We start from the raw sequence: 26919 nt of genomic DNA on the forward strand, positions 1-26919 counted from the left end.
GCTCCTGCGGGATTGGGGGTGGGGCAAAAAAGAAACGATTATGGGCGAAAGGCTGGCTCAGGCAAAATCCTTTGTCGCCGTGAAGCCTGGATGACAACGGTTCTCAGCCCCCTGCGCAACGGTTAAAAGGCTATGCTCGGACCATGACTGTGTTCCCGGATTTGCACAACCTGCCCCGCCAGCTGCGCCACCCCGAGGTGCGCGACCTGGCGTGGGTGATGCTCGCCCCACCGATGCTCGCGCAGACACCGTGGCCACAGCGCCACCCGCTGGCGGGCAGTGACTGGGTGCAGGCGCCCGACCTCCTTGAACACTGGCTACGTGCACTCGACCGGGACAGCCGTGCCTTGCAGCACTGGTTGAGCCTGTCACGCACCCGGCGCCTGGGCCTGTACTACGAACGCCTGTGGCAGTTCGCCGTGCAGCATGCGCCGGGGGTGGAACTGCTCGCCGCCAACCTGCCGATCCGCCGCGCCGGGCACACCCTGGGCGAGCTGGACATGCTGCTGCGCGACCGCGATGGCGTGCATCACCTGGAATTGGCGATCAAACTCTACCTGGGCCCGCAGGACGGCAACGGCCAAGACACCGCGCAGTGGCTGGGCCCAGGCTGCCATGACCGACTGGACCGCAAGCTGGCGCACCTGGCCCAGCATCAACTGCCGATCTCGGCGCGGGCAGAAAGCCGCGAGGTGTTGGCGGCCCTGGATATTCAGCGGTTTGATGCGCACCTGTGGCTCGGCGGGTATTTGCTCTATCCCTGGCCTGGGCTGGCCGAACCGCCCCACGGCGCCCATCCGCAGCATTTGCGCGGGCGCTGGTTGCATCAACGTGATTGGCGGGATTTTGTCAGCGCCAGCGCGCCAGGTCGCTGGCAACCATTGCCCCGGCACGCGTGGCTGGCGCCGGCGCACTACTCGGCGGATGAAGTGTGGAGTGAAGCACAGATGCAGGCCTGGCTGGCAGACCTTGATCCGATGGCGCCTGCGCAGTTGCTGGTGCGCATGGTGCAGAACGGCGAGGATTGGGAGGAAGCCGAGCGCTTGTTCCTGGTGGCGGATCTTTGGCCGAATGTGCCGGGGGCTGGCTGATGGAGTGTGTGGTGTATGTGAGGGCCTCATCGGGGGCAAGCCCCCTCCCACACTGACCGCATTCCAAAGGGTGTACTCGATCAAATGTGGGAGGGGGCTTGCCCCCGATGGCGGTGGTACCGCCACTACACCTCATCGATATGCCGGTAATCCAACTGCAACCCCACCGCCAGTTCCTGGGCCCGCCCCAACCTGATCGGCCCGCGCTCGAGATCCACCAGCACCCCCGCACACGCCAGTAACGGCAACCCGCCGATATCCTTGAGGCGCCCATCCGTAATCACCAGTACACGCTGCTGCTCGGCCGGATAACGCTTGCGCCGCGCCACCAGCCAATGCGCGGCCTCGGTCAGCGCCGCCAGCAACGGCGTACCACCGCCCGCGCCCAACTGATCCAGCCAGCCCGCCAGGCCTTTCGCAGCTTTCAACCCCTGTACCTGCCACTTCGGTGCCTGGCCGCTGGCGGTCAACAACGCCATGCGCGCCCGTTGCCGGTAGGCGTCGTCAAACAGCTGGGCGAGCAAGCCCTTGGCGTCGGTTAATGCACGATGCCGCCGGGTGGACGCCGACGCATCCACGATCACCAGCCACAACTCATGGGCCGAGCGGCTGCGCAGGTGGTAGCGCAGGTCTCCATGGGAGTGCGGCCGGCCGCCGAGCAAGGTTCCCGGCCAGTTGATCGAACCCTGCTGTGCGCTGCGTGCCTTGCCCTGCCTGCCGTTGTCCAGTCGCCCCGCCTTGGGCCGGGCATCCGCCCCCGCGTCAGGTCGGGGGCGAATGCCTAGGGCTTTTTTGGCCAGCTGGGCACGTCTCGGCGCGTGCCCGTGGGCAGGGCCGGCGCGGGCATGTCGCCCCATTGGCCTTGGCCGGGCGACGTGTCCGAGGGTGCCGGCGATTGCCCTTGATGGGGTGGGCTGGCCGGTGGGGATTGCTCTTGGCGACGGTGGCGCAAGGCAAATTCCGCCACCGCTTCGATGTCTTCTTCGGCAATTCTATCCGCGCCCCGCCACGCCGCATGGGCCCGGGCGCCCCGCAGCCAGACCAGGTCGGCGCGCAAGCCGTCGACACCGGCGGCAAAGCAACGCTCGGTGATCTGCGCCAAGGCCTGATCATCCAGTTCGATACTGTCCAACTGCGCCCGCGCCTGGGTGCAGCGCTCGCGCAACGCCGCCTGTTGTTCGGCCCACTGCGTGCAGAAAGCGGTGGGGTCGCTGTCGAAATCCAGGCGACGCCGGATGATCTGCCCACGCTCGGCCGGCACCGTCTGCCCGCTCAGCGCCACGTTGAACCCGAAGCGGTCCAGCAGTTGCGGGCGCAACTCGCCCTCCTCCGGGTTCATGGTGCCGATCAGCACAAAGCGCGCCGAATGGCGATGGGAAATGCCGTCGCGTTCGATCAGGTTGGTGCCGCTGGCGGCAACGTCGAGCAACAGGTCCACCAGGTGATCGGGCAGCAGGTTGACTTCATCCACATACAACACGCCGCCGTCGGCCTTGGCCAGCACCCCAGGGGAAAACTGCGCGCGGCCTTCGCCCAGCGCGGCATCCAGATCCAGGGTACCCACCAGGCGCTCTTCGGTGGCGCCCAACGGCAAGGTGACGAACTGCCCGCTGGCCAGCAGATCCGCCAAACCACGGGCCAAGGTGGATTTGGCCATGCCACGCGGGCCTTCGATCAGCACACCGCCGATCTTCGGGTCGATGGCGGTCAGGCACAGCGCCAGTTTCAGGTCGTCGGCAGCGACCACGGCGGACAGCGGGAAATGGGGAATATCGGTCATCCGTTCTCTCTTTAAATTCTGCTGTACAAGTAATCACCCGGTCATGAGCAAGCTACTTGTGGTGAGCGGGCTTGCCCCGCGCTGGGCTGCGAAGCAGCCCCAATAGGAGCGCTGCAGTGTGCCAGGTAGCTCCGGGACTATGTTTTTGGGGCCGCTTCGCAGCCCAGCGCGGGGCAAGCCCGCTCACCACAACAAGCCCGCCAGCCACAACAAGCCACATCTCGCGCTCTAGCTGTCTTCTTCTATATCCAGCAACAGGTTTTCCAACGCCTCGCGGTACGCCCCCGGCTCCTGCCACAGGCCACGCTGCTGGGCTTCGAGCATGCGCTCGGTCATATCGCGCAGCGCCGCGGGGTTGTGCTGCTGCACAAAGGCCCGGGTGTCAGGGTCCAGCAGGTAGGCGTCGGCGAGCAATGCATATTGATGATCGTCGATCAGCGCCGTGGTGGCGTCGAAGGCGAACAGATTGTCCACGGTCGCGGCCATTTCGAACGCGCCTTTATAGCCATGGCGCTTCACCCCTTCGATCCACTTGGGGTTGGCGGCGCGGGAACGGATCACCCGGTTCAGCTCTTCCTTCAAGGTGCGAATCCTCGGCAGGTCCGGCTGGCTATGGTCGCCGTGATAGCTGGCGGCCTTGTCGCCGCTCAGGGTTTCCACGGCGGCGAGCATGCCGCCCTGGAATTGGTAGTAGTCGTTGGAGTCGAGCAGGTCGTGCTCGCGGTTATCCTGGTTCTGCAACACCGCCTGCACCTGGCTCAGGCGCTGGGCAAACTGTGCGCGGGCAGCGGTGCCTTCGTCGGAGCCGCCATAGGCGTAGCCGCCCCAATTCAGGTAGAGCTCGGCCAGGTCCTCGCGGCTTTGCCACAGGCGCCCGTCAATGGCGCCCTGCACGCCCGCGCCATAGGCACCGGGCTTGGCCCCGAAGATGCGCCAGCCGGCCTGTTTCGCCGCCGCCTCCGCATCCAGGCCGGAGGCCAGCAATGCCGCGCGCTCACTGCGCACCCTGGCGGCCAGCGGGTTCATGTCGTCCGGCTCATCCAGGGCCGCCACCGCCTGTACCGCCGCGTCGAACAGGCGGATCAGGTTGGCGAAGGCATCGCGGAAAAACCCAGACACGCGCAAGGTGACGTCCACGCGCGGGCGGTCCAACAGGCTGATGGGCAGGATTTCAAAATCATCCACCCGCTGACTGCCGGTGGCCCACACCGGCCGCACGCCCATCAGCGCCATGGCCTGGGCGATGTCGTCGCCCCCGGTGCGCATGGTGGCTGTACCCCACACCGACAGGCCGAGCTGGCGCAGGTGATCGCCGTGGTCCTGCAGGTGCCGCTCAAGTATCAGGTTGGCGGACTGGAAGCCGATGCGCCACGCGGTGGTGGTGGGCAGGTTGCGCACATCGACGGTGAAGAAATTGCGCCCGGTAGGCAGCACATCCAGGCGCCCACGGCTTGGCGCACCGCTTGGGCCGGCCGGGACAAAGCGCCCGCCGAGGGCCTCCAGCAAGCCGTGCATCTCCGCCGGGCCGCAGGCGTCCAAGCGCGGCGCCACGACGATGCGCAGGCTTTCTATCACTGCCTTCACATCCTCCCAGCCAGGCTCTTCAAGTTGCTCGACCGCCCCTTCCAGCGCCTGCTCGATCAGTCGCGCAGCGTACAGTTCCAGGCGCTCGCGGGTATCCCCGGCGGTGCGCCACTGCTGCCCATCGATCTTCTGCAACACCGCCGGGCGTCGCCCGGTCCAGGGCTCGGCCAGGGCGCAGTCCAGGGGGTCAAAACCCAGCGCGAACGCCTTGGCCAACACGCGCAGCAGGCTCGATTGCGGGCCACGGCCGTCGCCCCGGGGGATGCGCAGCAAGGCCAGCAAGGTGTCGATGCGCAAGCGGCCCACGGGGGATTCGCCAAAGATGTGCAGGCCGTCGCGGATCTGCGACTCCTTCAAGTCGCACAGGTAGGTGTCGAGGCGCGGCAGCCAGATCGCCGCATCGGCGTCGCCATCCAATTCAAGCTCCTGGTCGATGCGGGTTTCGCGCACCAGCTTGAGGATGTCTTTTTGCAGCTCGCGGGCCCGGCGTGGGTCGAGCAGTTGGGCTTCGTAATATTCGTCCGCCAACAGCTCAAGGTCCCGCAGCGGCCCGTAGGTTTCGGCGCGGGTCAGCGGCGGCATCAGGTGGTCGATGATCACCGCCTGGGTGCGCCGCTTGGCCTGGGCGCCCTCGCCCGGGTCGTTGACGATAAACGGGTAGATGTTCGGCAGCGGCCCCAGCAGCGCATCCGGCCAGCAGTTTTCCGAGAGCCCCACGCCCTTGCCCGGCAGCCATTCGAGGTTGCCGTGCTTGCCCACATGGATCACGCCATGGGCGCCGTAGGTGTGGCGCAACCAGAAGTAGAACGCCAGGTAGCCATGGGGCGGCACCAGGTCCGGGTCGTGGTACACCGCGCTGGCATCCACCTGGTAACCGCGCGCAGGCTGGATACCGACGAAGGTCTGGCCCAGGCGCAGGCCGGCGATCATCAGGCGGCCGTCGCGGAACATTGGATCGTTGTGCGGCGCGCCCCATCGCTCCAGCACCGCCTGGCGGTTGGGTTCAGGCAAGCGCTTGAACATCGCCTCGTAGTCGTCCAGGCCCAGGCTTTGATGACAGGGGCGCAGGTCGAGGCTGTCGAGGTCGTTGGTGACGCCGCCGAGCAGGTCATGGATCAGCGCAGTGCCGCTCTCAGGCAGTTGATCCGGCACCGGATAGCCTTCGGCCTGCAGGGCACGCAGGATATTCAGCGCGGCAGCCGGGGTGTCCAGGCCCACGCCATTGCCGATACGGCCGTCGCGGGTCGGGTAGTTGGCAAGGATCAGGGCGATGCGTTTATCCCCATTCGGCACCCGTGCCAGCTCGACCCAACGGCGCGCCAGTTCGGCGACGAAATCCATGCGTTCGGGCGCTGCGCGGTAGCACACCACGTCCGACTGGCTGCGCTCGCTGCGCCAGGCCAGATCCTTGAAGCTGATCGGCCGGCTGATAATCCGTCCGTCCAGCTCCGGTAAGGCAATGTGCATCGCCAGGTCGCGCGGGCCCAGGCCTTGCTCGCTGGCCTGCCAGCCCGGCTGGTTATCCTGGGCGCAGATCGCCTGGATCACCGGGATATTGCGGCGAAACGGCCGCAGATGCGGGGCTTCGGGGCTGGATTGGGCAAAACCGGTGGTGTTCAAGATCACCGCCGCGCCGACCTCATCCAGCAGGTCCTCGACCACCGTCAGGCAGCCGGGCTCTTTCAAACTGGCCACCGCCATCGGCAACGGGTTAAGGCCCGCCGCCTGCAAGCGCTGGCAGAACACATCGATAAAACCGGTATTGGCCGCCTGCAAGTGGGAGCGGTAGAAGAGCACCGCCGCCACGGGCCACTCCGCGTGCCAATCGGTCTGCCAGTCATTGAGGCGAGGGTTGGCTTTGTGCGGGTGATAGATCGCGGTGCGCGGCAAGGTCTGCGGCTCGGCCCACGGGTAATCGCGGTCCAGGTAGCCGCTGGCCAGGCAGTGGAAAAAATCCAGCGCGTTAGCGAGCCCGCCCTGGCGCAGGAAGTGCCACAGGCGGTCGCGCTGTTCGGCACTCACCGTGCTCAGGCCGCTGAGTTCCGGGTCCGGGCGGTCATCCCCCGGCACCAGGATCAGCGTAACGCCGCGCTCGCCCAGCTCCACCAGGCGCTCGATGCCGTAGCGCCAATAACCGATGCCGCCGTGCAGGGAAATCAGGATGACCTTGGCGTGGCGCAGCACCTCATCGACATACAAATCGACCGAGGCGTGGTTCTGCACCTGCATAGGGTTGGCCAGGCGCAGGCTGGGGTAATCCTCGGGCAACTGCTGGGCCGCTTCGGCCAGCAGCGCCAGGCTGGAATCGCCGCTGCACAGGATCACCAGTTCGGCGGGCGTTTGGCCAAGGTCGGCAATATTGTCGTCCGCGACGAAACCACCGGGCTGAGTCCTGAGCAGGTGCATGGGTTAAACGCTGAGGGCGGCGCGCAGTTGCGCTTCGAGGCCCGCCGCGTCCAGCTCCTGGCCGATCAGCACCAGCCGCGTGATGCGCGCTTCGTCGGCGCCCCAGGCACGGTCGAAGTGCTTGTCGAAACGCGTACCCACACCCTGGATCAGCAGGCGCATCGGCTTGTTCGGGATGGCGGCGAAGCCCTTGACCCGCAGGATGCCGTGCTGAACCACCAATTGGTTCAGGGCGTCGAGCAGCAGCGCTTCGTCGGCTTGGGGCAGGTCGATGGAGATGGAATCGAAGGCGTCGTGATCGTGATCTTCCTCACCTTCGTGGTGATGATCGTGGTGGCTATGGCGAGCGTCGATATGTTCTTCGGACCCCGCGCCCAGGCCGATCAATACGTCCAACGGCAGGCGACCGCTGCTGGCTTCGATGATCTTCACCGCCGGCGGCAGTTCTTCGGCGACTTCCAGGCGCACACGGGCCAGGTCTTCGGCGCTGATCAGGTCGGATTTATTGAGGATCACCAGGTCGGCGCTGGCCAACTGGTCGGCAAACAGCTCGTGCAGCGGCGATTCATGGTCCAGGTTCGGGTCGAGCTTGCGCTGGGCGTCGACCTGATCCGGGAACGCGGCAAAGGTGCCGGCGGCCACGGCCGGGCTGTCGACCACGGTGATGACCGCATCAACCGTGCAGGCGCTGCGGATTTCCGGCCACTGGAAGGCCTGTACCAAGGGTTTTGGCAGGGCCAGGCCCGAGGTTTCGATGAGGATATGGTCGAGGTCGCCGCGACGGGCAACCAGTTCGCGCATCACCGGGAAGAACTCTTCCTGCACGGTGCAGCACAGGCAGCCGTTGGCCAGCTCGTACACGCGGCCGTTGGCCTCTTCTTCGGTGCAACCGATGGAGCACTGCTTGAGGATCTCACCGTCGATGCCCAGTTCGCCGAATTCGTTGACGATCACCGCAATGCGACGGCCCTGGGCGTTGTCGAGCATATGGCGCAGCAAGGTGGTCTTGCCCGAGCCAAGGAAGCCGGTAACGATGGTGACGGGGAGTTTGGCCAGTGTTTTCATCGGATGCCCTTTGGGGCGGGCATACGGGACGATGGGCCCTGCGGCGCGCAGAAGCGGATTTCGTCACCGGATCACCCCGCCCGGTTGAATTGGAAAATCGGTGGCGAGGCAGGTCTCCTGGCTTGGGGCTTGCGGGTCTTGCGACCGGCGCCGACTGCGCCTTCCCGCCGCAGTGGCAGTGGCGTGGCAGTCAGATAAACCCTTCACAGTTGCGGGGGCAGCCGCGGCTTGGACCGCGTTCCCTTCTTAGCTTCGGCCTGGGCCGAAGAACCTCGAGGGTGCAAGGCTACAGGGGCTCGCCGCATTTGACTACCGTCCCCGGCCCATGCTCTCCTACACATCTTGTTTCGGGTGCCCTTCACAGGGTGAAACGGGAAACCGGTGAGTCATGGCGTCATGACGAGTCCGGTGCTGCCCCCGCAACGGTAAGCGAGTGAAGCGTCAGATCCACTGTGCCTGTACGGCATGGGAAGGCGACGTTTTATAGACCCAGTGTCCCTCGCAAGCCCGGAGACCGGCCCGAATAACATCGAATAACAAACCCGCGGTGGGCGGGCGCTGTTAAAACCCTGCGTGCCTGGCTCGCGGGGTTTGCATGCGCTCGTGTCACCCTGACACCTGAAAGGGACGCGCCATGTCGATCATCAGCAGCACCTCGCACACCGCCAGCAGCTCCGCCACCCTCAGCCAACGCCTGACCGCCGCCATCGGCGCGTCGATCCTTGGCGCGTGCCTGGTGTATTTCGCCGGTTTCTCCCATATCGAGGCGGTGCACAACGCTGCCCACGATACCCGCCACAGCGCCGCGTTCCCGTGCCACTGAGGCCTGCCGACATGATCAAGCGTATTGCGCAAACCGCAGGGTTCACCGGCTTGCTGGCCGCCCTGCTGCTGACCCTGCTGCAAAGCTTCTGGGTCGCTCCGCTGATTCTGCAGGCGGAAACCTTTGAAAAAGCCCCGGCCGCGACCGAAGTCGTGCATGAGCACGCCGCTGGCGCCGCTGCACACTCCCACGACGCCGAAGCCTGGGAGCCGGAAGACGGCTGGCAGCGCGTGCTGTCGACCACCGGCGGCAACCTGGTGGTGGCCGTCGGCTTCGCCCTGATGCTGGCCGGCCTCTACACCCTGCGCGCACCGACCCGCACGGCCCAAGGCTTGCTGTGGGGCCTGGCCGGTTACGCGACTTTTGTGCTGGCGCCCACCCTGGGCCTGCCGCCGGAGCTGCCGGGCACTGCCGCCGCCGACCTGGCGCAACGGCAAATCTGGTGGATCGGCACTGCTGCTTCCACGGCGGCCGGGATTGCGCTGATCGTGTTTGGTCGCAACTGGCTGCTGAAAGTCTTGGGCGCGGCGATCCTGGTGGTGCCGCATGTGATCGGTGCACCGCAGCCGGAAACCCATTCGATGCTGGCGCCGGAAGCCCTCGAAGCGCAGTTCAAGATCGCTTCGCAGTTGACCAACGTGGCGTTCTGGCTGGCCCTGGGCCTGATCAGTGCCTGGTTGTTCCGCCGTAACCGCGACGATCAATACTCGGCATGACCCTGGTGGTCGGCCTGGGTTGCCAGCGGGGTTGTGATGTAGACACCCTGCTGGGCCTGTTCGACAGCGCCCTGGCCGAGGGCGGGGTCGAGCGCCAGCGTGTCACCGCACTGGCCAGCATCGACCGTAAACAGAACGAGCCAGGGTTACTCGCCCTGGCCCGACTGCTCGACCTGCCCTTGCAGTGCTTCAGCGCCGGGCAACTGGCCGTTTACGAAGCCCGGCTGAGCCACAAATCGGCGGTCGCGTTTGCCCATACCGGCTGTTACGGCGTCGCCGAAAGTGCCGCCCTAGCCCTGGCCGAACAGCTCTGCGGCGGCCCTGCCCGCTTGATGATCACCCGCCAGAAAACCGCCCAGGCCACCTTTGCATTGGCCTGCGCCGGCTAAAATCCCGATAATCGCCATTCCCGATCATGAGCAATCTTCATGCTCGCCCGTTTTTCCACAGGAATTCTCCATGACCATCTACTTCATCGGCGCCGGCCCCGGCGATCCGGAATTGATCACCGTCAAAGGCCAACGCCTGATCCGCAGTTGCCCGGTGATCATCTATGCCGGCTCACTGGTGCCGGCGGCGGTGCTGGAAGGTCATCAGGCGCAACAAGTGGTCAACAGCGCTGAACTGCACCTGGAACAGATTATCGAACTGATCAAGACCGCCCACGCTAATGGCCAAGACGTGGCACGGGTGCACTCCGGCGATCCGAGCCTGTATGGCGCGATTGGCGAGCAGATCCGTTATTTGCGTGAGTTGGGCATCCCCTTTCAGATCATTCCCGGCGTCACGGCGGTGGCCGCCTGCGCAGCCTTGCTGGAGACCGAACTGACCCTGCCGGACATCGCCCAAAGCGTGATCCTGACCCGCTACGCCAATAAAACCCGCATGCCGGCCGGGGAAGACTTCGACAGCCTGGCCCGACATGGCACGACCATGGCGATTCACCTGGGGGTCAATCATTTGGAGAAGATCGTCGCCGAACTGCTGCCGCACTATGGCGCGGACTGCCCGATTGCCGTGGTGCACCGGGCGACATGGCCGGATCAGGATTGGGCGGTCGGCACGCTCAGCGATATTGCCGACAAAGTCGCCGCCAAGGGCTTTCGGCGTACGGCGTTGATTGTGGTGGGTCGAGTACTGGCGAGTGACAGTTTCAGTGAGTCGTCGTTGTATCGGGCCGGGCATGCGCACCTTTATCGGCCTTGATTATTTACTTCAAAAAATCAAAGCAATCCATTGATTTAAATAGCTAAATACAAAACAAAATGTGGGAGGGGGCTTGCCCCCGATGGCGGTGTGTCAGCCTGCTCATGAGTCGACTGAGGCACCGCTATCGGGAGCAAGCCCCCTCCCACACTTAATCCTACTTGTTAGATAGATGGCATAACTGCTTGAATTTTAACAATAAAAAACGGCGCTCACGGGCGCCGTTTTTTGTTCGCAGTGAACGCCTTACTCAGTAGTAGGCGTTTTCTTTCTGCGTGTGGTCTGTCACGTCACGGACGCCCTTGAGCTCCGGAATACGCTCCAGCAGGGTCCGCTCGATGCCTTCACGCAAGGTCACGTCCGCCTGGCCGCAACCCTGGCAGCCGCCGCCGAATTTCAATACGGCGATCCCGTCTTCCACTACATCGATCAAGCTCACCTGACCGCCATGGCTGGCCAGCCCCGGGTTGATCTCGGTTTGCAGGTAGTAGTTGATGCGCTCGTTGACCGGGCTGTCGGCATTGACGTTAGGCACCTTGGCGTTGGGCGCCTTGATGGTCAATTGGCCGCCCATGCGGTCGGTGGCGTAATCGACCACGGCATCGTCCAGGAAGGCTTCGCTGAAGTTGTCGATATACGCAGTGAAGCTTTTCAGCCCCAGGGCGGTGTCTTCAGGTTTCTCTTCACCGGGCTTGCAGTAGGCGATGCACGTCTCGGCGTACTGGGTGCCAGGCTGGGTGATAAAGACGCGGATGCCGATTCCCGGGGTGTTCTGCTTGGACAGCAGGTCAGCCAGGTAATCGTGGGCGGCGTCGGTAATGGTTATGGCAGTCATGGAAACTCCTCACAGGCTTGCCGGCAGTTTACGCCAAAATATTACGCAGGTACAAAGTCCTAGTAATTTTGTCGGAAAAGACGTTCGCCTCTGTCAGAGGTTTTCATAACGGTTCATATCCAGCACCCCTTCTTCCACCGGCGTCGTCTCGCGGATGTACTGGGACAAATCGTGGAAATACTGCCAGAACAACGGGTGGCTGCGGCGCACGCCCCAGCGGTCGACAATTTTCTCAAAGCGATTGGCGTCCTTGGCCCGCTCCATTTCGGCGACGAATTCGGGCACTTCCTGGGCAGGGATGTTGAACATGAAGTTCGGGTAACTGCTGAGCACTCCAGGGTAAAGGGTCAGCGTGTCCAGGCCCGGCTGATAGCGGTAAGCCTCACCCAGCAGAAATGCCACGTTACTGTGAGCGCGGTTGCGCAGCAGGCTGTAGACCGCGCGCTTGCCGCTGGCGGTTTCGACGCGCAGCATCGTCGCTTCGGGTAACTGGTCAATCACCTTGAGCCCCGCCGCCGGGCGTGAAGTCAGGCGGCTGAGCGCCTGTTCGGCGTCCTGCAGCGCCGGGTCGATACCGTCGCGCGAACAAAACGCGCCCCCGCAACGGTTGATCGGATCCGGGCTGGCATTCAGGTCACCGTAGCGGGCAAGCAACTGGTTGGCGAAGTCGCGCTTGGGGTCCTTTTTATCCAGGTGCAAGGCGGTAGGCGTGTCGTCGTCGATGGCTTCGTAATCCAACCACAGCTTGATCTTGCCGCTGTTCTGGTACCAATCATCCATAAAGGCATCGCGGCTATCGGCCGGCATCAGGCGCAGGAAGTTCTGCTCGGCACCGTTGCGGATCAGGTCGAAGTACAGCCGGGTCTGGGCCTGGTGCGATACGTTGCCGAACACATCGAAATTGACCACCAGTTGGTAATAGGTGCGTTCGAGCAACGGATAGTCGAACAACCACAGTGTCTGCGGGACTTCACCGATCAGGCCCTTATTGACCGAGGCGCTGTCGAAGTGGCGGAAGATGCTTAACAGGGCATTGTCATTGCCGGCCCACAGGGTCGACCAACTGGGCGCCGGCAACTCGGCATAGCTATCTCGCCGCAGGGCTTCGTACTGGTTGCGCTTATCGCGGTATTCGAGCCACAGGCTGAGCACACTGCCCACGTCGTCATTCTGCCCTGGCATCGCCAGCAACGGCGTGGCCTGGCCGCGATAGCGGGCATCGGTGATGTACAGGTCGTGGTCGGGCGCCTGGAACAACGCCCAGAAATTGTCGCGGATCACGTCCGTGGCAATTTGCCCGCGACACACCGGCCCGCGAATAAACGTGCGCACAAAGTATTCGGCGTTATCCAGCATGAACTGGTAACGCGCCTGGGCCGGAATCGCCTCGAACGTCTCGAAAGGGTTGGCCCGCCGGCCAGGGCCGTAGCCGGGCAAGGCGCTGACCTGCCAGTCGCCGCTGTAGAACAGGGCTTTGACCCGCGCCATTTTCTCCGCGCTGAGGGGGTAGGTGATGTGGGTCTTGTGGACGATCACCCCTTCCACCGGCCACAGACGGTAGTACACGCGGGTGCCGGGATCGTCATTGGGGCGGCGGGTATTGATCAGGTCAATCGGCTGGCCGCTGGGGGTACGCGAGCGCACCCACTGGAAGAAATGCCCAGGCTCACCGTCTTCGAAATACAGATGCGCAATGAACAGGTGCTCGAACAACCAGCGGGCCACCAGGCTTTCCCGCGCGCCGGGGGCGTTGAGCAGGTTCTCCCATTGCAGCACCTGTGCGGCTTCACGGGCGCTGGGGGCCACGCCCTGCTGGTCAATCGGTGCACCGGAGGCCAGCCAGCGTTGCAGGGTCTGGTACTGCTGGTCACTCAGGCCGGTGACCGCCAACGGCATGCCTTCCTTGGGATGGGCACCGGCGTAGGCGTTGAACTCGCCGGGTGTGGCGCACATGTTTTCGCGGTTCAGGCCCAATACGATCTCTTCGGGCAACCTGGCATTGGGCTTCAGCGCTGCGGTATGCCCCAGCTCCAGCATGCGCGCCATCAACGCGGCCTGGCTGCCCTGGGCGTCGAGTACCGAATAAAAGCTCTTCTGCTGCCAGGCCTGCTTGCCGAAGGCATCATAGAACAAGCGCGTGGTGGGTGTGGCCTGGCTGCGCTCGCCGTCGTAGACCGGCACTTTGGTCGCACCGCGCGCCGCGCCCTCGGCACTGCCCAGGTTGAGCTGGCACGCGGAGTCATAGCACGCATGGCAGGCCACGCATTTCTCGGTGAAGATCGGCTGGATGTCGCGGGTATACGAGATCGCCGGAGCGGGACCTTCTGCCAGAGCGCTGCTGGCTATCAATGCCAGGACGGCGCTGACGATAAGACGAAGTGACATGTATCCAGTCCCGATTCAATGCGTGCGATTTAAAGTGGCGGTGATTCTACCGGGCCATGCACCCGCTCAACATGAGCGATATTCATGCAAAACCCCGGCATGCCGCAAATCCGCACAGGTTTGTTATGATCCACGCCCTCCGTAATGCCTGACCAGAGTAGTCCCATGTCCGATCGTAGCGCTCGTCTGCAAGCCCTTCACCACGCCCTCAAGGAACGCATCCTGATCCTCGACGGCGGCATGGGCACGATGATCCAGAGCTATAAACTGGAAGAACATGACTACCGCGGCAAACGCTTCGCCGACTGGCCGAGCGACGTCAAGGGCAACAACGACCTGCTGGTGCTCACCCGCCCGGACGTGATCGGCGGGATCGAGAAGGCCTACCTGGATGCCGGTGCCGACATCCTCGAAACCAACACCTTCAACGCCACCCGTATCTCCATGGCCGACTACGGCATGGAAGAGCTGGCCTATGAATTGAACGTCGAAGGCGCACGCCTGGCGCGCAGGATCGCCGATGCCAAGACCGCCGAGAACCCGGCCAAGCCGCGTTTCGTTGCCGGCGTCCTCGGCCCGACCAGCCGCACCTGCTCGCTGTCGCCCGATGTGAACAACCCCGGCTACCGCAACGTTACCTTCGATGAACTGGTGGAGAACTACACCGAGGCCACCCAAGGCCTGATCGAGGGCGGTGCCGACCTGATCCTGATCGAGACCATCTTCGACACCCTCAACGCCAAGGCCGCGATCTTCGCCGTGCAGGGTGTGTTCGAAACGCTCGGTATCGAATTGCCGATCATGATCTCCGGCACCATCACCGACGCCTCCGGCCGCACCCTGTCGGGCCAGACCACCGAAGCCTTCTGGAACTCGGTGGCCCATGCCAAGCCGATTTCCGTGGGCCTGAACTGCGCCCTCGGCGCCAGCGAGCTGCGCCCGTACCTGGAAGAGCTGTCCAACAAAGCCAACACCCATGTGTCCGCGCACCCCAACGCCGGCCTGCCCAATGAATTCGGCGAGTACGACGAATTGCCGTCGGAAACCGCCAAGGTCATCGAAGAGTTCGCCCAGAGCGGCTTCCTCAATATCGTCGGCGGCTGCTGCGGCACCACCCCGGGCCATATCGAAGCCATCGCCAAGGCCGTGGCCGGCTACGCGCCGCGCACCATCCCGGACATCCCCAAGGCCTGTCGCCTGTCGGGCCTGGAGCCGTTCACCATTGATCGCAGCTCGTTGTTCGTCAACGTCGGCGAGCGCACCAATATCACCGGTTCTGCGCGTTTCGCCCGCCTGATCCGTGAAGACAACTACACCGAAGCCCTGGAAGTCGCCCTGCAACAGGTGGAAGCCGGCGCCCAGGTGATCGACATCAACATGGACGAGGGCATGCTCGATTCGAAGAAGGCCATGGTGACCTTCCTCAATCTGATTGCCGGCGAGCCGGACATCTCCCGCGTACCGATCATGATCGACTCCTCCAAGTGGGAAGTGATCGAAGCCGGCCTCAAGTGCATCCAGGGCAAGGGCATCGTCAACTCCATCAGCATGAAGGAAGGCGTCGAGCAGTTCATTCACCACGCCAAGCTGTGCAAACGCTACGGCGCCGCCGTGGTGGTGATGGCCTTCGACGAGGCCGGCCAGGCCGACACCGAAGCGCGCAAGAAGGAAATCTGCAAGCGCTCCTACGACATCCTGGTGGATGAAGTCGGCTTCCCACCCGAAGACATCATCTTCGACCCGAACATCTTCGCGGTCGCCACCGGCATCGAAGAGCACAACAACTACGCCGTCGATTTCATCAACGCCTGCGCCTATATCCGCGACGAGCTGCCGTATGCGCTGACCTCCGGTGGCGTGTCCAACGTGTCGTTCTCGTTCCGCGGCAACAACCCGGTGCGGGAGGCGATCCACTCGGTGTTCCTGCTGTATGCGATCCGCAACGGCCTGACCATGGGTATCGTCAACGCCGGCCAGCTGGAGATCTACGACCAGATCCCGGCCGAGCTGCGCGATGCCGTGGAAGACGTGGTGCTCAACCGCACCCCGGAAGGCACCGACGCCCTCCTCGCCATCGCCGACAAGTACAAGGGCGACGGCAGCGTAAAAGAAGCCGAGACCGAAGAGTGGCGCGGCTGGCCGGTCAACAAGCGCCTGGAACACGCGCTGGTCAAGGGCATCACCACCCACATCGTCGAAGACACCGAAGAATCGCGGCTGTCGTTCGCCCGCCCTATCGAGGTGATCGAAGGCCCGCTGATGTCCGGCATGAACATCGTTGGCGACCTGTTCGGCGCCGGCAAGATGTTCCTGCCCCAGGTGGTGAAATCCGCCCGCGTGATGAAGCAGGCCGTGGCCCACTTGATCCCGTTCATCGAGCTGGAAAAAGGCGACAAGCCGGAAGCCAAGGGCAAGATCCTGATGGCCACGGTGAAGGGCGACGTGCATGACATCGGCAAAAATATCGTCGGCGTGGTACTCGGCTGCAACGGCTATGACATCGTCGATCTCGGCGTGATGGTGCCGGCGGAGAAGATCCTGCAGGTGGCCAAGGAGCAGAAGTGCGACATTATCGGGCTGTCCGGCCTGATCACGCCGTCCCTGGACGAGATGGTGCATGTGGCCCGCGAGATGCAGCGCCAGGACTTTCACCTGCCGCTGATGATCGGCGGTGCGACCACCTCCAAGGCGCACACGGCGGTGAAGATCGAGCCCAAGTACAGCAACGACGCGGTGATCTACGTCACCGACGCCTCCCGTGCGGTGGGCGTGGCCACGCAGCTGCTGTCCAAGGAATTGAAGGCCGGCTTCGTCGAGAAGACCCGCCTGGAATACATCGACGTGCGTGAGCGCACCTCCAACCGCAGCGCGCGCACCGAGCGCCTGAGCTATCCGGCGGCCATCGCCAAGAAGCCGCAGTTCGACTGGAGCAGCTACACGCCGGTCAAGCCCACCTTCACCGGCTCAAGGGTGCTGGACAATATCGACCTCAACGTCCTGGCCGAGTACATCGACTGGACACCGTTCTTTATCTCCTGGGACCTGGCCGGCAAGTTCCCGCGCATCCTGACCGATGAAGTGGTGGGTGAAGCCGCCACCGCGCTGTATGCCGACGCCCAGGAAATGCTCAGGAAGCTGATCGACGAAAAACTCATCAGCGCCCGCGCGGTATTCGGTTTCTGGCCGACCAACCAGGTGCAGGACGATGACCTCGAAGTCTACGGTGAAGACGGCCAGCCGATTGCCAGGCTGCACCACCTGCGCCAGCAGATCATCAAGACTGACGGCAAGCCGAACTTCTCCCTGGCCGACTTCGTCGCGCCCAAGGACAGCGGCGTGACCGACTACATCGGGGGCTTCATCACCACCGCCGGCATCGGCGCCGAGGAAGTGGCCAAGGCCTACCAGGACGCGGGCGACGACTACAACTCGATCATGGTCAAGGCCCTGGCCGACCGCCTGGCCGAGGCCTGTGCCGAGTGGCTGCACCAGCAGGTGCGCAAGGAACACTGGGGCTACGCCAAGGACGAGCAACTGGACAACGAAGCGCTGATCAAGGAGCAGTACAGCGGTATCCGCCCTGCCCCCGGTTACCCGGCGTGCCCGGACCACACCGAGAAAGCCCAGTTGTTCCAACTGCTCGACCCCGAGGCCCGCGAAATGCACGCTGGGCGCAGCGGCGTGTTCCTCACCGAGCACTACGCGATGTTCCCGGCGGCGGCCGTCAGCGGCTGGTACTTCGCCCACCCGCAGGCGCAGTACTTTGCCGTGGGCAAGGTCGACAAGGACCAGGTGACCAACTACACCGCGCGCAAGGGCCAGGACCTGGCCGTGACCGAGCGCTGGCTGGCGCCGAACCTGGGCTACGACAACTAAGCCGGCCTGGATTGTCTATGCTGTCCCTCACACACCTTGTGTCGAGGGATGTATGGACGATCCGGTCAACAACAAGCCGCCGACCTTCTGGCAGATGCTCCACAGCGTCATGGCCGCCGCCTTTGGCGTGCAGAGCGGCAAGAATCGCGCGCGCGACTTCACCCACGGCAAGCCCAGCCACTTCGTGATCCTGGGCATTCTGTTCACGGCGGTGTTCGCCTTGACGCTGTTCGGCATCGTCAAGCTGGTGCTGCACCTGGCCGGCGTCTAGCGCAACAGCAGGTGCAGGCTGAACGGGTAACGGTAGGACACGGGCTTGCCCTGGGCGGACAACGCGCGGAAATCCACCGAGGGTGTCGGCCCCAACAAGCGCCGCGCCTGGCCGGCATCGATCAATTGGAATAGCGCCAACTGCCGGTCGCGTCCGCCATAGGCGCCAATGTCCAGGCCCTTGGCATCGTCATGGACCAACACCATGGCCCAGCCGCCCACGGTGAAATGCCCGGCGACCAGGGACGACAAGCGTCCATCCAGGCGTGCCTGCAGGATCTCCGGCGAGCTGTTGAGCGCGCTGAACAGCACGTCCCTGCCCGGTAACCGCCCACTGCCCTGCAGCGCCTGCATGGCGCCCAGCGCCATCTGATCGTTGGCCGACCACACCAGCGCCGTCTGCGGGTAGCGCTTGAACAGTTGCTTCGCTTGTTCGAAGGCGCGTTCGCGGTTCCATTCGCCGTAGACCAACTGACGCAGGCGCACCTCGGGATGCTCGGCCAGCGCCCGACGCATGCCGCGCTCACGCAATTGCGCCCCCGGGGTGGACTTGGTCCCGGAAAACGCCAACAGGTCGAGGGGCTCGCCCGGCGCAACCGGACCGTGCTGGCGCAACAGATCACGGAGCATCAGGTAACCAGCCTGTTCATCGTCAGCCACCAGGCTGCCGATCAAACGGATGCCACGGCGGGTTCCCAGCAATTGCGCCTGATCGGAGGTCAGCGCGCTGTTCACCAGCAGCAGCTTGACACCGCTGCCTTCGGCCATGCGCAGGATCTGCGGAGCAACGTACTGCTCATTCACCAGCACCAGGTAATCGGGCCGCTGGCTGCCTTGCAGCACCTCACGCGCCTGGGCCAGCGTGTTGTCGGCATCACGCTCGCCATAACGCACGCGCAAGTCCAGGCCGAGGTCCTTGGCGGCGGCCTGCATGAATTGCGCGTAGCTGACCCAGAAGGTTTCCGTCGACATGCCCGGATTGAGAAACACCACCGACGTTGCATGAGCCATCGCCCCACACGTCGATCCCAGCAACCAGACACACGTAATCAACACCTTCAACATGGATGCTTGAGCCTCGAAAATAGGCCGCCATGATAGTGGCAATGCCTGAACCAATCGAGGCTCAATCAACGTCCTTTATTGGTGGCTGACCCAGAATACGGCCGTTCCCACCACCAGAATGATCAGGAACAGAATGGCCCAGGCATCAACGGTACTGTCAGGTTTACGGGCTTTGGTCGGATTGCTCATTGCATCGCCTCTTGTCGGTTTTATAGGTGATTGCACTCAAACACGCTCACAGTAAAGTTCACGATTGCCCGCATGACAAATGTGGGTATCGCGATAACCTTTCTCATTAGTCATTTTGGTTATGTGCATATACTCAAACATCACTTTTGCGCATAAACGCAAACTGGTATCGTGCGCCGGCTCCGTTGGGAGTGCGCGGCCGTGCGCGCAGATTTGCCGAGAACAGGACCTATATGTACGTATACGACGAATACGATCAGCGCATCATCGAGGACCGCGTCAAGCAGTTCCGTGATCAGACCCGACGCTACCTAGCAGGTGAACTGAGCGAAGAAGAGTTCCGCCCTCTGCGCCTGCAAAATGGCCTTTATGTCCAGCGCTTTGCGCCGATGCTGCGGGTGGCCGTGCCTTATGGCCAACTGACTTCGCGCCAGACCCGCATGATGGCCAAGATTGCCCGCGACTTCGACAAAGGCTATGCCCACATCAGTACCCGCCAGAACGTGCAGTTCAACTGGCCGGCCCTGGAAGATGTGCCGGACATCCTGGCTGAACTGGCCACCGTGCAGATGCACGCCATTCAGACCAGCGGTAACTGCCTGCGCAACGTGACCACCGACCAATTCGCCGGGGTTGCCGCCGACGAGCTGATCGACCCACGCCCGTGGTGTGAAATCGTCCGCCAGTGGACCACCTTCCACCCCGAATTCGCCTACCTGCCGCGCAAGTTCAAGATCGCCATCAATGGCTCGACCTCGGACCGTGCCGCCATCGAAGTACACGATATCGGCCTGGAGCCGGTGTACAACGCGGCCGGCGAGCTGGGTTTCCGTGTCCTGGTGGGTGGCGGCCTGGGCCGTACCCCGGTGGTGGGTGCGTTCATCAACGAGTTCCTGCCATGGCAGGACCTGCTGAGCTACCTCGACGCCATCCTGCGCGTCTACAACCGCTACGGCCGTCGTGACAACAAATACAAGGCGCGGATCAAGATCCTCGTCAAGGCGCTGACCCCTGAGGTGTTCGCCCAGAAAGTCGAGGCCGAGATGGAGCACCTGCGCGGCGGCCAGACCACCCTGACCGACGCCGAAGTGCACCGTGTGGCCAAGCACTTCGTCGATCCCGAGTACAAGGCCCTGAGCAATCAGGATGCCGAGCTCGCCGCGCTCGACCAGCAGCACCCGGGCTTTGCGCGCTGGCGCACCCGCAACACCCTGGCGCACAAAAAGCCGGGCTATGTGGCCGTGACCCTGTCGCTGAAACCGACCGGTGTTGCACCGGGCGACATCACCGACAAGCAGCTGGACGCCGTCGCCGACCTGGCCGAGCGCTACAGCTTCGGCCAGCTGCGCACCTCCCACGAGCAGAACATCATCCTCGCGGACGTTGAGCAGAGCCAACTGTTCACCCTGTGGGGCGAACTGCGCGAAGGCGGTTTCGCCACGCCGAACATCGGCCTGCTGACCGACATCATCTGCTGCCCGGGCGGCGATTTCTGCTCCCTGGCCAACGCCAAGTCGATCCCGATTGCCGAATCGATCCAGCGCCGTTTCGACGACCTGGACTACCTGTTCGACATCGGCGAGCTGGACCTGAACATCTCCGGTTGCATGAACGCCTGTGGTCACCACCATGTCGGCCACATCGGCATCCTGGGCGTGGACAAGAAAGGCGAAGAATTCTACCAAGTGTCCCTGGGTGGCAGCGCCAGCCGCGATGCGAGCCTGGGCAAGATCCTCGGCCCGTCCTTCGCCCAGGAAGCCATGCCCGAGGTGATCGGCAAGCTGATCGACGTGTACATCGAACAGCGCACCGAAGATGAGCGTTTCATCGACACCTACCAGCGCATCGGCATTGACCTGTTCAAGGAGCGCGTCTATGCAGCGAATCATTAAGAACAACGAAGTCCTCGACGAAACCTGGCACCTGCTGCCCAAGGATGCGAGCTTCGACGGCATCTCCAACTGCGACGACCTGATCGTGCCGCTGGCGCTGTGGCGCGAACACGGCCACGCGCTCAAGGCCCGCGACGGCGGCCTGGGTGTGTGGCTGGACGCCGATGAAGAAGCCGAAGAGATCGGCGCTGACGTGGAGCACTTCCAGGTCATCGCCCTGAACTTCCCGGCCTTCACCGACGGTCGCAACTATTCCAACGCACGCCTGCTGCGTGACCGCTACGGTTACAAAGGCGAGCTGCGGGCCATTGGCGACGTGCTGCGCGACCAGTTGTTCTACCTGCGCCGTTGCGGGTTCGATGCCTTCGCCTTGCGCGCCGACAAAGACCCGTACGAAGCACTGGAAAGCCTCAAGGACTTCTCGGTGACGTACCAGGCTGCAACGGATGAACCGCTGCCGCTGTTCCGTCGTCGCTGAGTCTGCACACATGAAAAAGCCCTGGCATGCCAGGGCTTTTTTATGAGTTGAGCTTGATCGACGCTAGCACCTGCTTCTGCCCCATCGAACACGGCACACCTTCCGGTTGCGCGCGTACCGCGTCGATCACCCCGACTAACTGCGCCTTGCTGTGCGCCAGTTGCGCCTGCATCGCTTCAATCTGCTCGACCTTGCGCTCGAGCGCCTCGATCAGCTCGGCGCGCTTGTGCTCGCCTGGGGCCGGCATCAGCGCCTTGAGTTCCTGCAAGGTGAAACCGGCCTGCTGCGCGCTCTGAATCAAGCGCAGCGTCTGCAAGGCCTCCGGTGCATAACGGCGATAGCCATTGGCCTGGCGCCCCACCTGGCTGATCAGCCCTTCGGCTTCATAGAAGCGGATACGCGACGCCGCCAGCCCGCTCTGTTTTGCCAGCTCTCCAATATTCATCAAAACGCCTGCTTGACATTAAAGTTAACTTTAAGCTTAGCCTGAGGCCTCCCCTGCTCAGGAGTCAACCCATGTCACCCTTTGAACCCTTGCAACTGCCCAATGGCCAAGTCCTCGCCAACCGTATCGCCAAGGCGGCGATGGAAGAAAACATGGCGGATGCGCAACAGGCGCCCTCCCGCGAATTGAAGCAGTTGTACAAGACCTGGGCGGACGGCGAGCCCGGCCTGCTGCTGACCGGCAATGTGATGATCGACCGCCGCGCCATGACCGGTCCCGGCGGCGTTGCCCTCGAAGACGAACAGCACCTGGACAGCTTTCGCGAGTGGGCCGCCGTGGCCCGCGACAAGGGCGTGCACTTTTGGGTACAGCTCAGCCATCCGGGGCGCCAGACCATGGCCAACCTCGGCCAGCAGGCCCTGGCGCCCTCCGCGATTGCACTGGACCTCGGCGGCTTTTCGAAGATGTTCGCCAAGCCCAGGGCCATGACCGAAGACGACATTCAAGACGTGATCAAACGCTTCGCCACCAGCGCACGCCTGGCCGAGAAAGCCGGGTTCACCGGGGTGCAGATCCACGGCGCGCACGGCTACCTGCTCAGCCAGTTTCTCTCCCCACTCAGCAACCAACGCACTGACCGTTGGGGCGGCCCCCTGGAAAACCGCGCACGCCTGCTGCTGGAAGTGATCCACGCCGTGCGTGCCAGCGTCAGTCCTTCATTCTGTGTGGCGGTCAAACTCAACTCGGCCGACTTCCAGCGCGGCGGCTTCGACGCCAACGACGCGCGCGCCGTGGTCGAGCTGCTCAACCCGCTGCCCATCGACCTGCTGGAATTATCCGGCGGCAGCTACGAAGCCCCGGCCATGCAAGGCGAAGCACGGGACGGCCGCACCCTGGCCCGCGAAGCGTATTTCCTGGAGTTCGCCAAGGAACTGGCGACCATCGCCAAGATGCCGCTGATGGTCACCGGCGGCATTCGCCGCCTGCCCATCGTGCAACAAGTGCTGGACAGCGGTATCGCCATGGCCGGCATCGCTACCGCCCTGACCCTGGAACCGCAACTGATCAAGCACTGGCACGAGGGTCGCGACCTCAACCCGCAACTCAAGCCGATCAGTTGGAAACGCAAACCCTTGGCCGCCCTCGCCACCCTGGCCGTGGTGCGGGACCAGATGCGCCGCCTGAGTCGTGGCCGACTGCCTAAACCCAATGTCGTGCCATGGCTGGCGCTGGCGTGTGACCAATGGTTTATCGCTCGGCGCACCCGGCAATACCGCGCGGCCATGACGCAATCTTCACATTAAAAGCGGAGCATTCGCCGTGATCGAACTGTCCCCTATTGATCAGCAGCTTTTAACCTCACTGACGATTGGAGTTCTTCATGGCGAAAATCAACCTGGCCCAGCAATTGGCGACCACCCTTGAACAGGCGGGGATCAAGCGTATCTGGGGCCTGACCGGCGACAGCCTCAACGGCCTCACCGACGCCCTGCGTACCATGGACAGCATCGAGTGGATGCATGTACGTCACGAAGAAGTCGCCGCCTTCGCTGCCGGTGCCGAAGCTGCAGCCACTGGCGAACTGACCGTATGCGCTGGCAGCTGCGGGCCGGGCAACCTGCACTTGATCAATGGCCTGTTCGATTGCCATCGCAACCATGTGCCGGTGCTGGCGATTGCCGCACAAATCCCCTCCTCCGAGATCGGCCTGAATTACTTCCAGGAGACTCATCCCCAGGAACTGTTCAAGGAGTGCAGCCACTTTATCGAGCTGGTCACCAACCCCGAACAGATGCCGCACGTGCTGCACCGCGCCATGCGTTCGGCGATCCTCAACCGCGGCGTGGCGGTGGTGGTGATTCCGGGGGACGTATCGTTGCTGGAAGTCGAAGACAAGCTCAAGCCCTGGCCGGCCCTGCACACACCGCGTACCCTGCCGGCGGAACAGGACCTGCAGCGCCTGACCGAGATCCTTGAAAACAGCGAGAAAGTCACCCTACTGTGCGGCAGTGGCTGCGCCGGTGCCCACGATCAAGTGGTGGCCCTGGCCGACACGCTGGGGGCTCCGGTGGTGCACGCCCTGCGCGGCAAGGAGCATGTGGAATGGGACAACCCATTTGATGTGGGTATGACCGGCCTGATCGGCTTCAGCTCCGGCTACCACGCCATGCTCGACTGCGACACGCTGATCATGCTCGGCACTGACTTCCCGTACCGCCAGTTCTACCCCACCGCTGCCAAAATCATCCAGGTCGACCGCAACCCGCAGGCCCTGGGCCGTCGCGCCACGCTGGACCTGGGCATCGCTGCCGATGTGAGCGAGACCCTCGACGCGCTGCTGCCGCGCCTGACCCGCAAGACCGACCGCAGCTTCCTCGAGACCTCTCTGAAGCACTACGAAAAAGCCCGCCAAGGCCTGGACGACCTGGCGCAACCGTCAAAGGCCAACCGGCCGATCCACCCGCAATACGTGGCGCGCCTGCTCAGCGAACTGGCGGACGACGATGCAATCTTCACCGCCGACGTGGGCTCGCCGACCGTGTGGGCGGCGCGCTACCTGAAGATGAATGGCAAGCGTCGCCTGATCGGTTCGTTCAACCACGGCTCCATGGCCAATGCCATGCCCCAGGCGATCGGTGCGCAGGCGGCCTTCCCTGGGCGCCAGGTGATCTCAATGTCCGGCGACGGCGGGTTTGCCATGTTGATGGGGGATTTCATTTCACTGGCGCAGTTGAAACTGCCCGTCAAAGTCATCGTGTTCGATAACTCGTCCCTGGGCTTTGTCGCCATGGAAATGAAGGCTGCGGGCTACCTGGATGCGGGCACCGAGCTGAAAAACCCGGACTTCGCCGCCATGTCCAACGCCATGGGCATCCTCGGCATTCGCGTGGAGCAATCCGAAGACCTGGAACCGGCCCTGCGCCGCGCCCTGGCCCACGATGGCCCGGTGCTGGTGGATGTGGTGACGGCCACCCAGGAACTGGTGATGCCGCCGAGCATCAAGCTGGAACAGGCCAAGGGGTTCAGCCTGTACATGCTCAAGGCGGTGATGAGTGGGCGTGGAGATGAAGTGATCGAGTTGGCGCGGACTAACTGGTTGCGCTGATCCAATACTGTGGGAGGGGGCTTGCCCTAATGCCAGCCAGTTAAGCGTACATCGCCTCCTGTAGGAGCGAGCTTGCTCGCTCCTACAAAAGCCTTAACTGAACGGCGAGAGCCGATTCAAGCTGCCTGTTTTTCTACCCATTTGCCGTAGGCATCAATAAATGCCTGCAGGAACGGCCTGGTCTTTTCCGACACCTTGCCGGCGTCGTCGAACACGCTGCCCGCTCCGCCCAAGTAGGCTTCCGGCTGCTGCATGCATGGCACATCGAGGAACACCAGGGACTGACGCAGATGGTGGTTGGCGCCAAAACCGCCAACGGCGCCCGGCGATACGCTGATGATCGCTCCCGGCTTGCCACTCCAGGCGCTTTGGCCATACGGACGGGAGCCGACGTCAATCGCATTCTTCAATGGCGCGGGTACGGAGCGGTTGTACTCCGGCGTCACAAACAACACCGCGTCGGATGAACGTACCTGCTGACGGAAAGTACTGTAGGCTGCGGGCGGTGATGCCCCATCGATGTCCTCGTTGTAGAGCGGCAAATCGCCAATTTCCACAATGCTCAACTTCAGGTTGGCAGGGGCCAGTTCGGCCAATGCCAGGGCGACCTTGCGGTTGATCGAGTCTTTTCTCAGGCTGCCAACCAGGACGGCAATCGTATAGACCTTGCTCATTGGGTTTCTCGACGTCTGACTAAGGGAGCTTGTAGTTATAAAGGCTTCGCAGTGCGTTCACCAGAAGGTTTTGATAATCCTCCAGACGTTCGGCCCGCGATTTGATGCGTAGGAACTGTCTGAAAATGTCAGCGAATAGTATTTTTTTTCAATAGGTAAACTCCCCCTCTTTATGACGGTCTACAGCACCGCGAATTGAGTGTTTATCTCCAGAGGTTCTAAACAGATGGCAGCAGTACTAGTCGGACAGTTTCATGCCAGAGACGCAGAAGGACGCGTGTATTCGGTGCATGAGTTCCAGGAATCCAACCCGGCGCAAGGCGACCTGGCTGGCTCGGCACCCACCACCACCTACAAGCTGGCCATTGGCGACCGGGTAGAAAAACTCGAAGGCGATGAGTTCAAGCTGATTCAGTCGGGGACCATTATCGTCCGCGAATCGCAGACCGTCCTCGCCTCATAAGCTTGATCGCCCAGGCGTACCTGCTCAGTCCCGGCCATTGACGGCATCGACTGGGCCGGGCGGTCACGGGCTGCGAATTTCCGTCACTTCAAGCCCCGACTCACCGTCCACTTGCTTGAGCGTCACCATCAACCGGCCCCGCTCGCCTTCCACCGCGTACATCACCCGCCTGTAGCCCGGCGAGTTGTACCCCGGATACGCCACCACCTGCTTGACCTGCGTCATGCCCAGCACTGTGCCGACCTGCGCGGCGACTTGCTCCTGGGCACGGATAAATGCCTCAAGCGTGAGGTTTTCCGGGGCCGATTCATCGTGATTGCTGAAGAGATAAGCAGCCACGCACCCTACGGTCACCAGGACCAGCAGTTGCTTGACCGTTACCCCGAGAACTGTCGAGGGCAGAGGCATATGAGACCAGACCTGTTTTTGTTGTATGTGCCGGTAATCGGCATTGGTCGTTGATGATCAGACTCGCCATTCTAGTGAGGTCCTGGCTGAACGCCAGCGATGTACACGACCCACACCGTCTTTTTTGCGCACGACGGCATGCACCATTGAATCCCCACGGCG

General features: G+C 63.1%; 22 protein-coding genes and 2 riboswitches. Of the genes, 12 read left to right on the top strand and 10 right to left on the bottom strand.

All coding sequences use genetic code 11. From position 1 onward, the window contains the following. Positions 1-143: 143 nt before the first annotated feature. Entirely contained in the window at positions 144-1091 is a 948-nt protein-coding gene (locus AC07OP_RS02180) for a DUF1853 family protein (protein ID WP_495101616.1), read from the top strand. Positions 1092-1216: 125 nt separating this feature from the next. Here AC07OP_RS02180 and AC07OP_RS02185 read toward each other — a convergent pair whose 3' ends face one another. The 4 genes from AC07OP_RS02185 to cobW all read right to left on the bottom strand — a co-directional run bounded on the left by AC07OP_RS02185 (position 1217) and on the right by cobW (position 7926). Next, positions 1217-1819: a vWA domain-containing protein gene (locus AC07OP_RS02185; RefSeq protein WP_495101691.1), complete on the bottom strand. Its 603-nt coding sequence runs from the start codon at positions 1817-1819 to the stop codon at positions 1217-1219. Between the two features lie 53 nt (positions 1820-1872). Then, a complete protein-coding gene (locus tag AC07OP_RS02190; protein ID WP_495101617.1) occupies positions 1873-2871 on the bottom strand; it encodes a magnesium chelatase ATPase subunit I in 999 nt (332 codons plus the stop codon). 228 nt (positions 2872-3099) lie between these two features. After that, positions 3100-6861, bottom strand: coding sequence for a cobaltochelatase subunit CobN (cobN, locus tag AC07OP_RS02195; RefSeq protein WP_495101618.1), 3762 nt, complete (start codon positions 6859-6861; stop codon positions 3100-3102). A 3-nt stretch (positions 6862-6864) separates the two neighbouring features. Continuing rightward, positions 6865-7926, bottom strand: coding sequence for a cobalamin biosynthesis protein CobW (cobW, locus tag AC07OP_RS02200; protein ID WP_065941219.1), 1062 nt, complete (start codon positions 7924-7926; stop codon positions 6865-6867). Positions 7927-8016: 90 nt separating this feature from the next. Then, a riboswitch (cobalamin riboswitch) is annotated at positions 8017-8216 on the bottom strand. Positions 8217-8258: 42 nt separating this feature from the next. Then, a riboswitch (cobalamin riboswitch) is annotated at positions 8259-8463 on the top strand. Between the two features lie 97 nt (positions 8464-8560). Between cobW and AC07OP_RS02205 the strand changes: the two genes are divergently transcribed. The 4 genes from AC07OP_RS02205 (at position 8561) to cobM (ending at position 10671) form a co-directional block, all read left to right on the top strand. Beyond that, complete coding sequence (locus AC07OP_RS02205; RefSeq protein WP_027606475.1) at positions 8561-8749, top strand: CbtB domain-containing protein; 189 nt, start codon at positions 8561-8563, stop codon at positions 8747-8749. 11 nt (positions 8750-8760) lie between these two features. Beyond that, positions 8761-9465 (top strand): CbtA family protein, encoded by a 705-nt coding sequence (locus tag AC07OP_RS02210; RefSeq protein WP_027606476.1) that lies wholly within the window; start codon positions 8761-8763, stop codon positions 9463-9465. After that, complete coding sequence (locus AC07OP_RS02215) at positions 9462-9854, top strand: cobalamin biosynthesis protein (RefSeq protein WP_495101619.1); 393 nt, start codon at positions 9462-9464, stop codon at positions 9852-9854. The genes AC07OP_RS02210 and AC07OP_RS02215 overlap by 4 nt, the downstream gene beginning before the upstream one ends. Before the next feature lie 70 nt (positions 9855-9924). Then, positions 9925-10671 (top strand): precorrin-4 C(11)-methyltransferase, encoded by a 747-nt coding sequence (gene cobM, locus AC07OP_RS02220; protein ID WP_495101620.1) that lies wholly within the window; start codon positions 9925-9927, stop codon positions 10669-10671. A gap of 250 nt (positions 10672-10921) precedes the next feature. On the opposite strand, the gene nfuA is transcribed toward cobM, so the two are convergent. Together nfuA and AC07OP_RS02230 are read right to left on the bottom strand one after the other, a co-directional pair. Continuing rightward, positions 10922-11506, bottom strand: coding sequence for a Fe-S biogenesis protein NfuA (nfuA, locus tag AC07OP_RS02225; protein ID WP_017136914.1), 585 nt, complete (start codon positions 11504-11506; stop codon positions 10922-10924). A 93-nt stretch (positions 11507-11599) separates the two neighbouring features. Beyond that, the gene (locus AC07OP_RS02230; RefSeq protein WP_495101621.1) at positions 11600-13891 is read right to left on the bottom strand and encodes a fatty acid cis/trans isomerase; all 2292 of its coding nucleotides are present in this window, start codon (positions 13889-13891) and stop codon (positions 11600-11602) included. 165 nt (positions 13892-14056) lie between these two features. Between AC07OP_RS02230 and metH the strand changes: the two genes are divergently transcribed. Both metH and AC07OP_RS02240 read left to right on the top strand, forming a co-directional pair. Beyond that, positions 14057-17767 carry a methionine synthase gene (gene metH / locus AC07OP_RS02235; RefSeq protein WP_495101622.1) on the top strand — a complete coding sequence of 1237 codons (3711 nt, stop codon included), beginning with the start codon at positions 14057-14059 and terminating at the stop codon, positions 17765-17767. Between the two features lie 52 nt (positions 17768-17819). Next, positions 17820-18038 (top strand): DUF2970 domain-containing protein, encoded by a 219-nt coding sequence (locus tag AC07OP_RS02240; protein WP_027606482.1) that lies wholly within the window; start codon positions 17820-17822, stop codon positions 18036-18038. On the opposite strand, the gene AC07OP_RS02245 is transcribed toward AC07OP_RS02240, so the two are convergent. Next, positions 18035-19102, bottom strand: coding sequence for an ABC transporter substrate-binding protein (locus tag AC07OP_RS02245; protein ID WP_495101623.1), 1068 nt, complete (start codon positions 19100-19102; stop codon positions 18035-18037). The genes AC07OP_RS02240 and AC07OP_RS02245 overlap by 4 nt on opposite strands. Before the next feature lie 422 nt (positions 19103-19524). Here AC07OP_RS02245 and AC07OP_RS02250 point away from each other — a divergent pair, with 422 nt between their 5' ends. Together AC07OP_RS02250 and AC07OP_RS02255 are read left to right on the top strand one after the other, a co-directional pair. Beyond that, positions 19525-21183: a nitrite/sulfite reductase gene (locus tag AC07OP_RS02250; protein WP_495101624.1), complete on the top strand. Its 1659-nt coding sequence runs from the start codon at positions 19525-19527 to the stop codon at positions 21181-21183. Next, a complete protein-coding gene (locus tag AC07OP_RS02255; RefSeq protein WP_003235539.1) occupies positions 21167-21661 on the top strand; it encodes a DUF934 domain-containing protein in 495 nt (164 codons plus the stop codon). The genes AC07OP_RS02250 and AC07OP_RS02255 overlap by 17 nt, the downstream gene beginning before the upstream one ends. Positions 21662-21701: 40 nt before the next feature. Here AC07OP_RS02255 and AC07OP_RS02260 read toward each other — a convergent pair whose 3' ends face one another. Further along, positions 21702-22106 (bottom strand): MerR family transcriptional regulator, encoded by a 405-nt coding sequence (locus AC07OP_RS02260; protein ID WP_027606485.1) that lies wholly within the window; start codon positions 22104-22106, stop codon positions 21702-21704. 71 nt (positions 22107-22177) lie between these two features. On the opposite strand from AC07OP_RS02260, the gene AC07OP_RS02265 reads away from it, so the two are divergent. Further along, on the top strand, positions 22178-23410 hold the full coding sequence (locus AC07OP_RS02265) for an NADH:flavin oxidoreductase/NADH oxidase family protein (RefSeq protein WP_368962119.1): 1233 nt from the start codon (positions 22178-22180) through the stop codon (positions 23408-23410). A 77-nt stretch (positions 23411-23487) separates the two neighbouring features. Further along, entirely contained in the window at positions 23488-25212 is a 1725-nt protein-coding gene (gene poxB, locus AC07OP_RS02270; RefSeq protein WP_115486249.1) for a ubiquinone-dependent pyruvate dehydrogenase, read from the top strand. Between the two features lie 116 nt (positions 25213-25328). On the opposite strand, the gene AC07OP_RS02275 is transcribed toward poxB, so the two are convergent. Then, positions 25329-25886, bottom strand: a complete 558-nt coding sequence (locus AC07OP_RS02275) for an NADPH-dependent FMN reductase (RefSeq protein WP_495101625.1) — start codon at positions 25884-25886, stop codon at positions 25329-25331. Positions 25887-26112: 226 nt separating this feature from the next. On the opposite strand from AC07OP_RS02275, the gene AC07OP_RS02280 reads away from it, so the two are divergent. Next, on the top strand, positions 26113-26349 hold the full coding sequence (locus AC07OP_RS02280; protein WP_065927911.1) for a hypothetical protein: 237 nt from the start codon (positions 26113-26115) through the stop codon (positions 26347-26349). Between the two features lie 63 nt (positions 26350-26412). On the opposite strand, the gene AC07OP_RS02285 is transcribed toward AC07OP_RS02280, so the two are convergent. Further along, positions 26413-26757, bottom strand: coding sequence for a hypothetical protein (locus AC07OP_RS02285; RefSeq protein WP_074846394.1), 345 nt, complete (start codon positions 26755-26757; stop codon positions 26413-26415). Positions 26758-26919: the final 162 nt, after the last annotated feature.

It is taken from the genome of Pseudomonas sp. GW821-FHT09D08 (assembly GCF_059416305.1).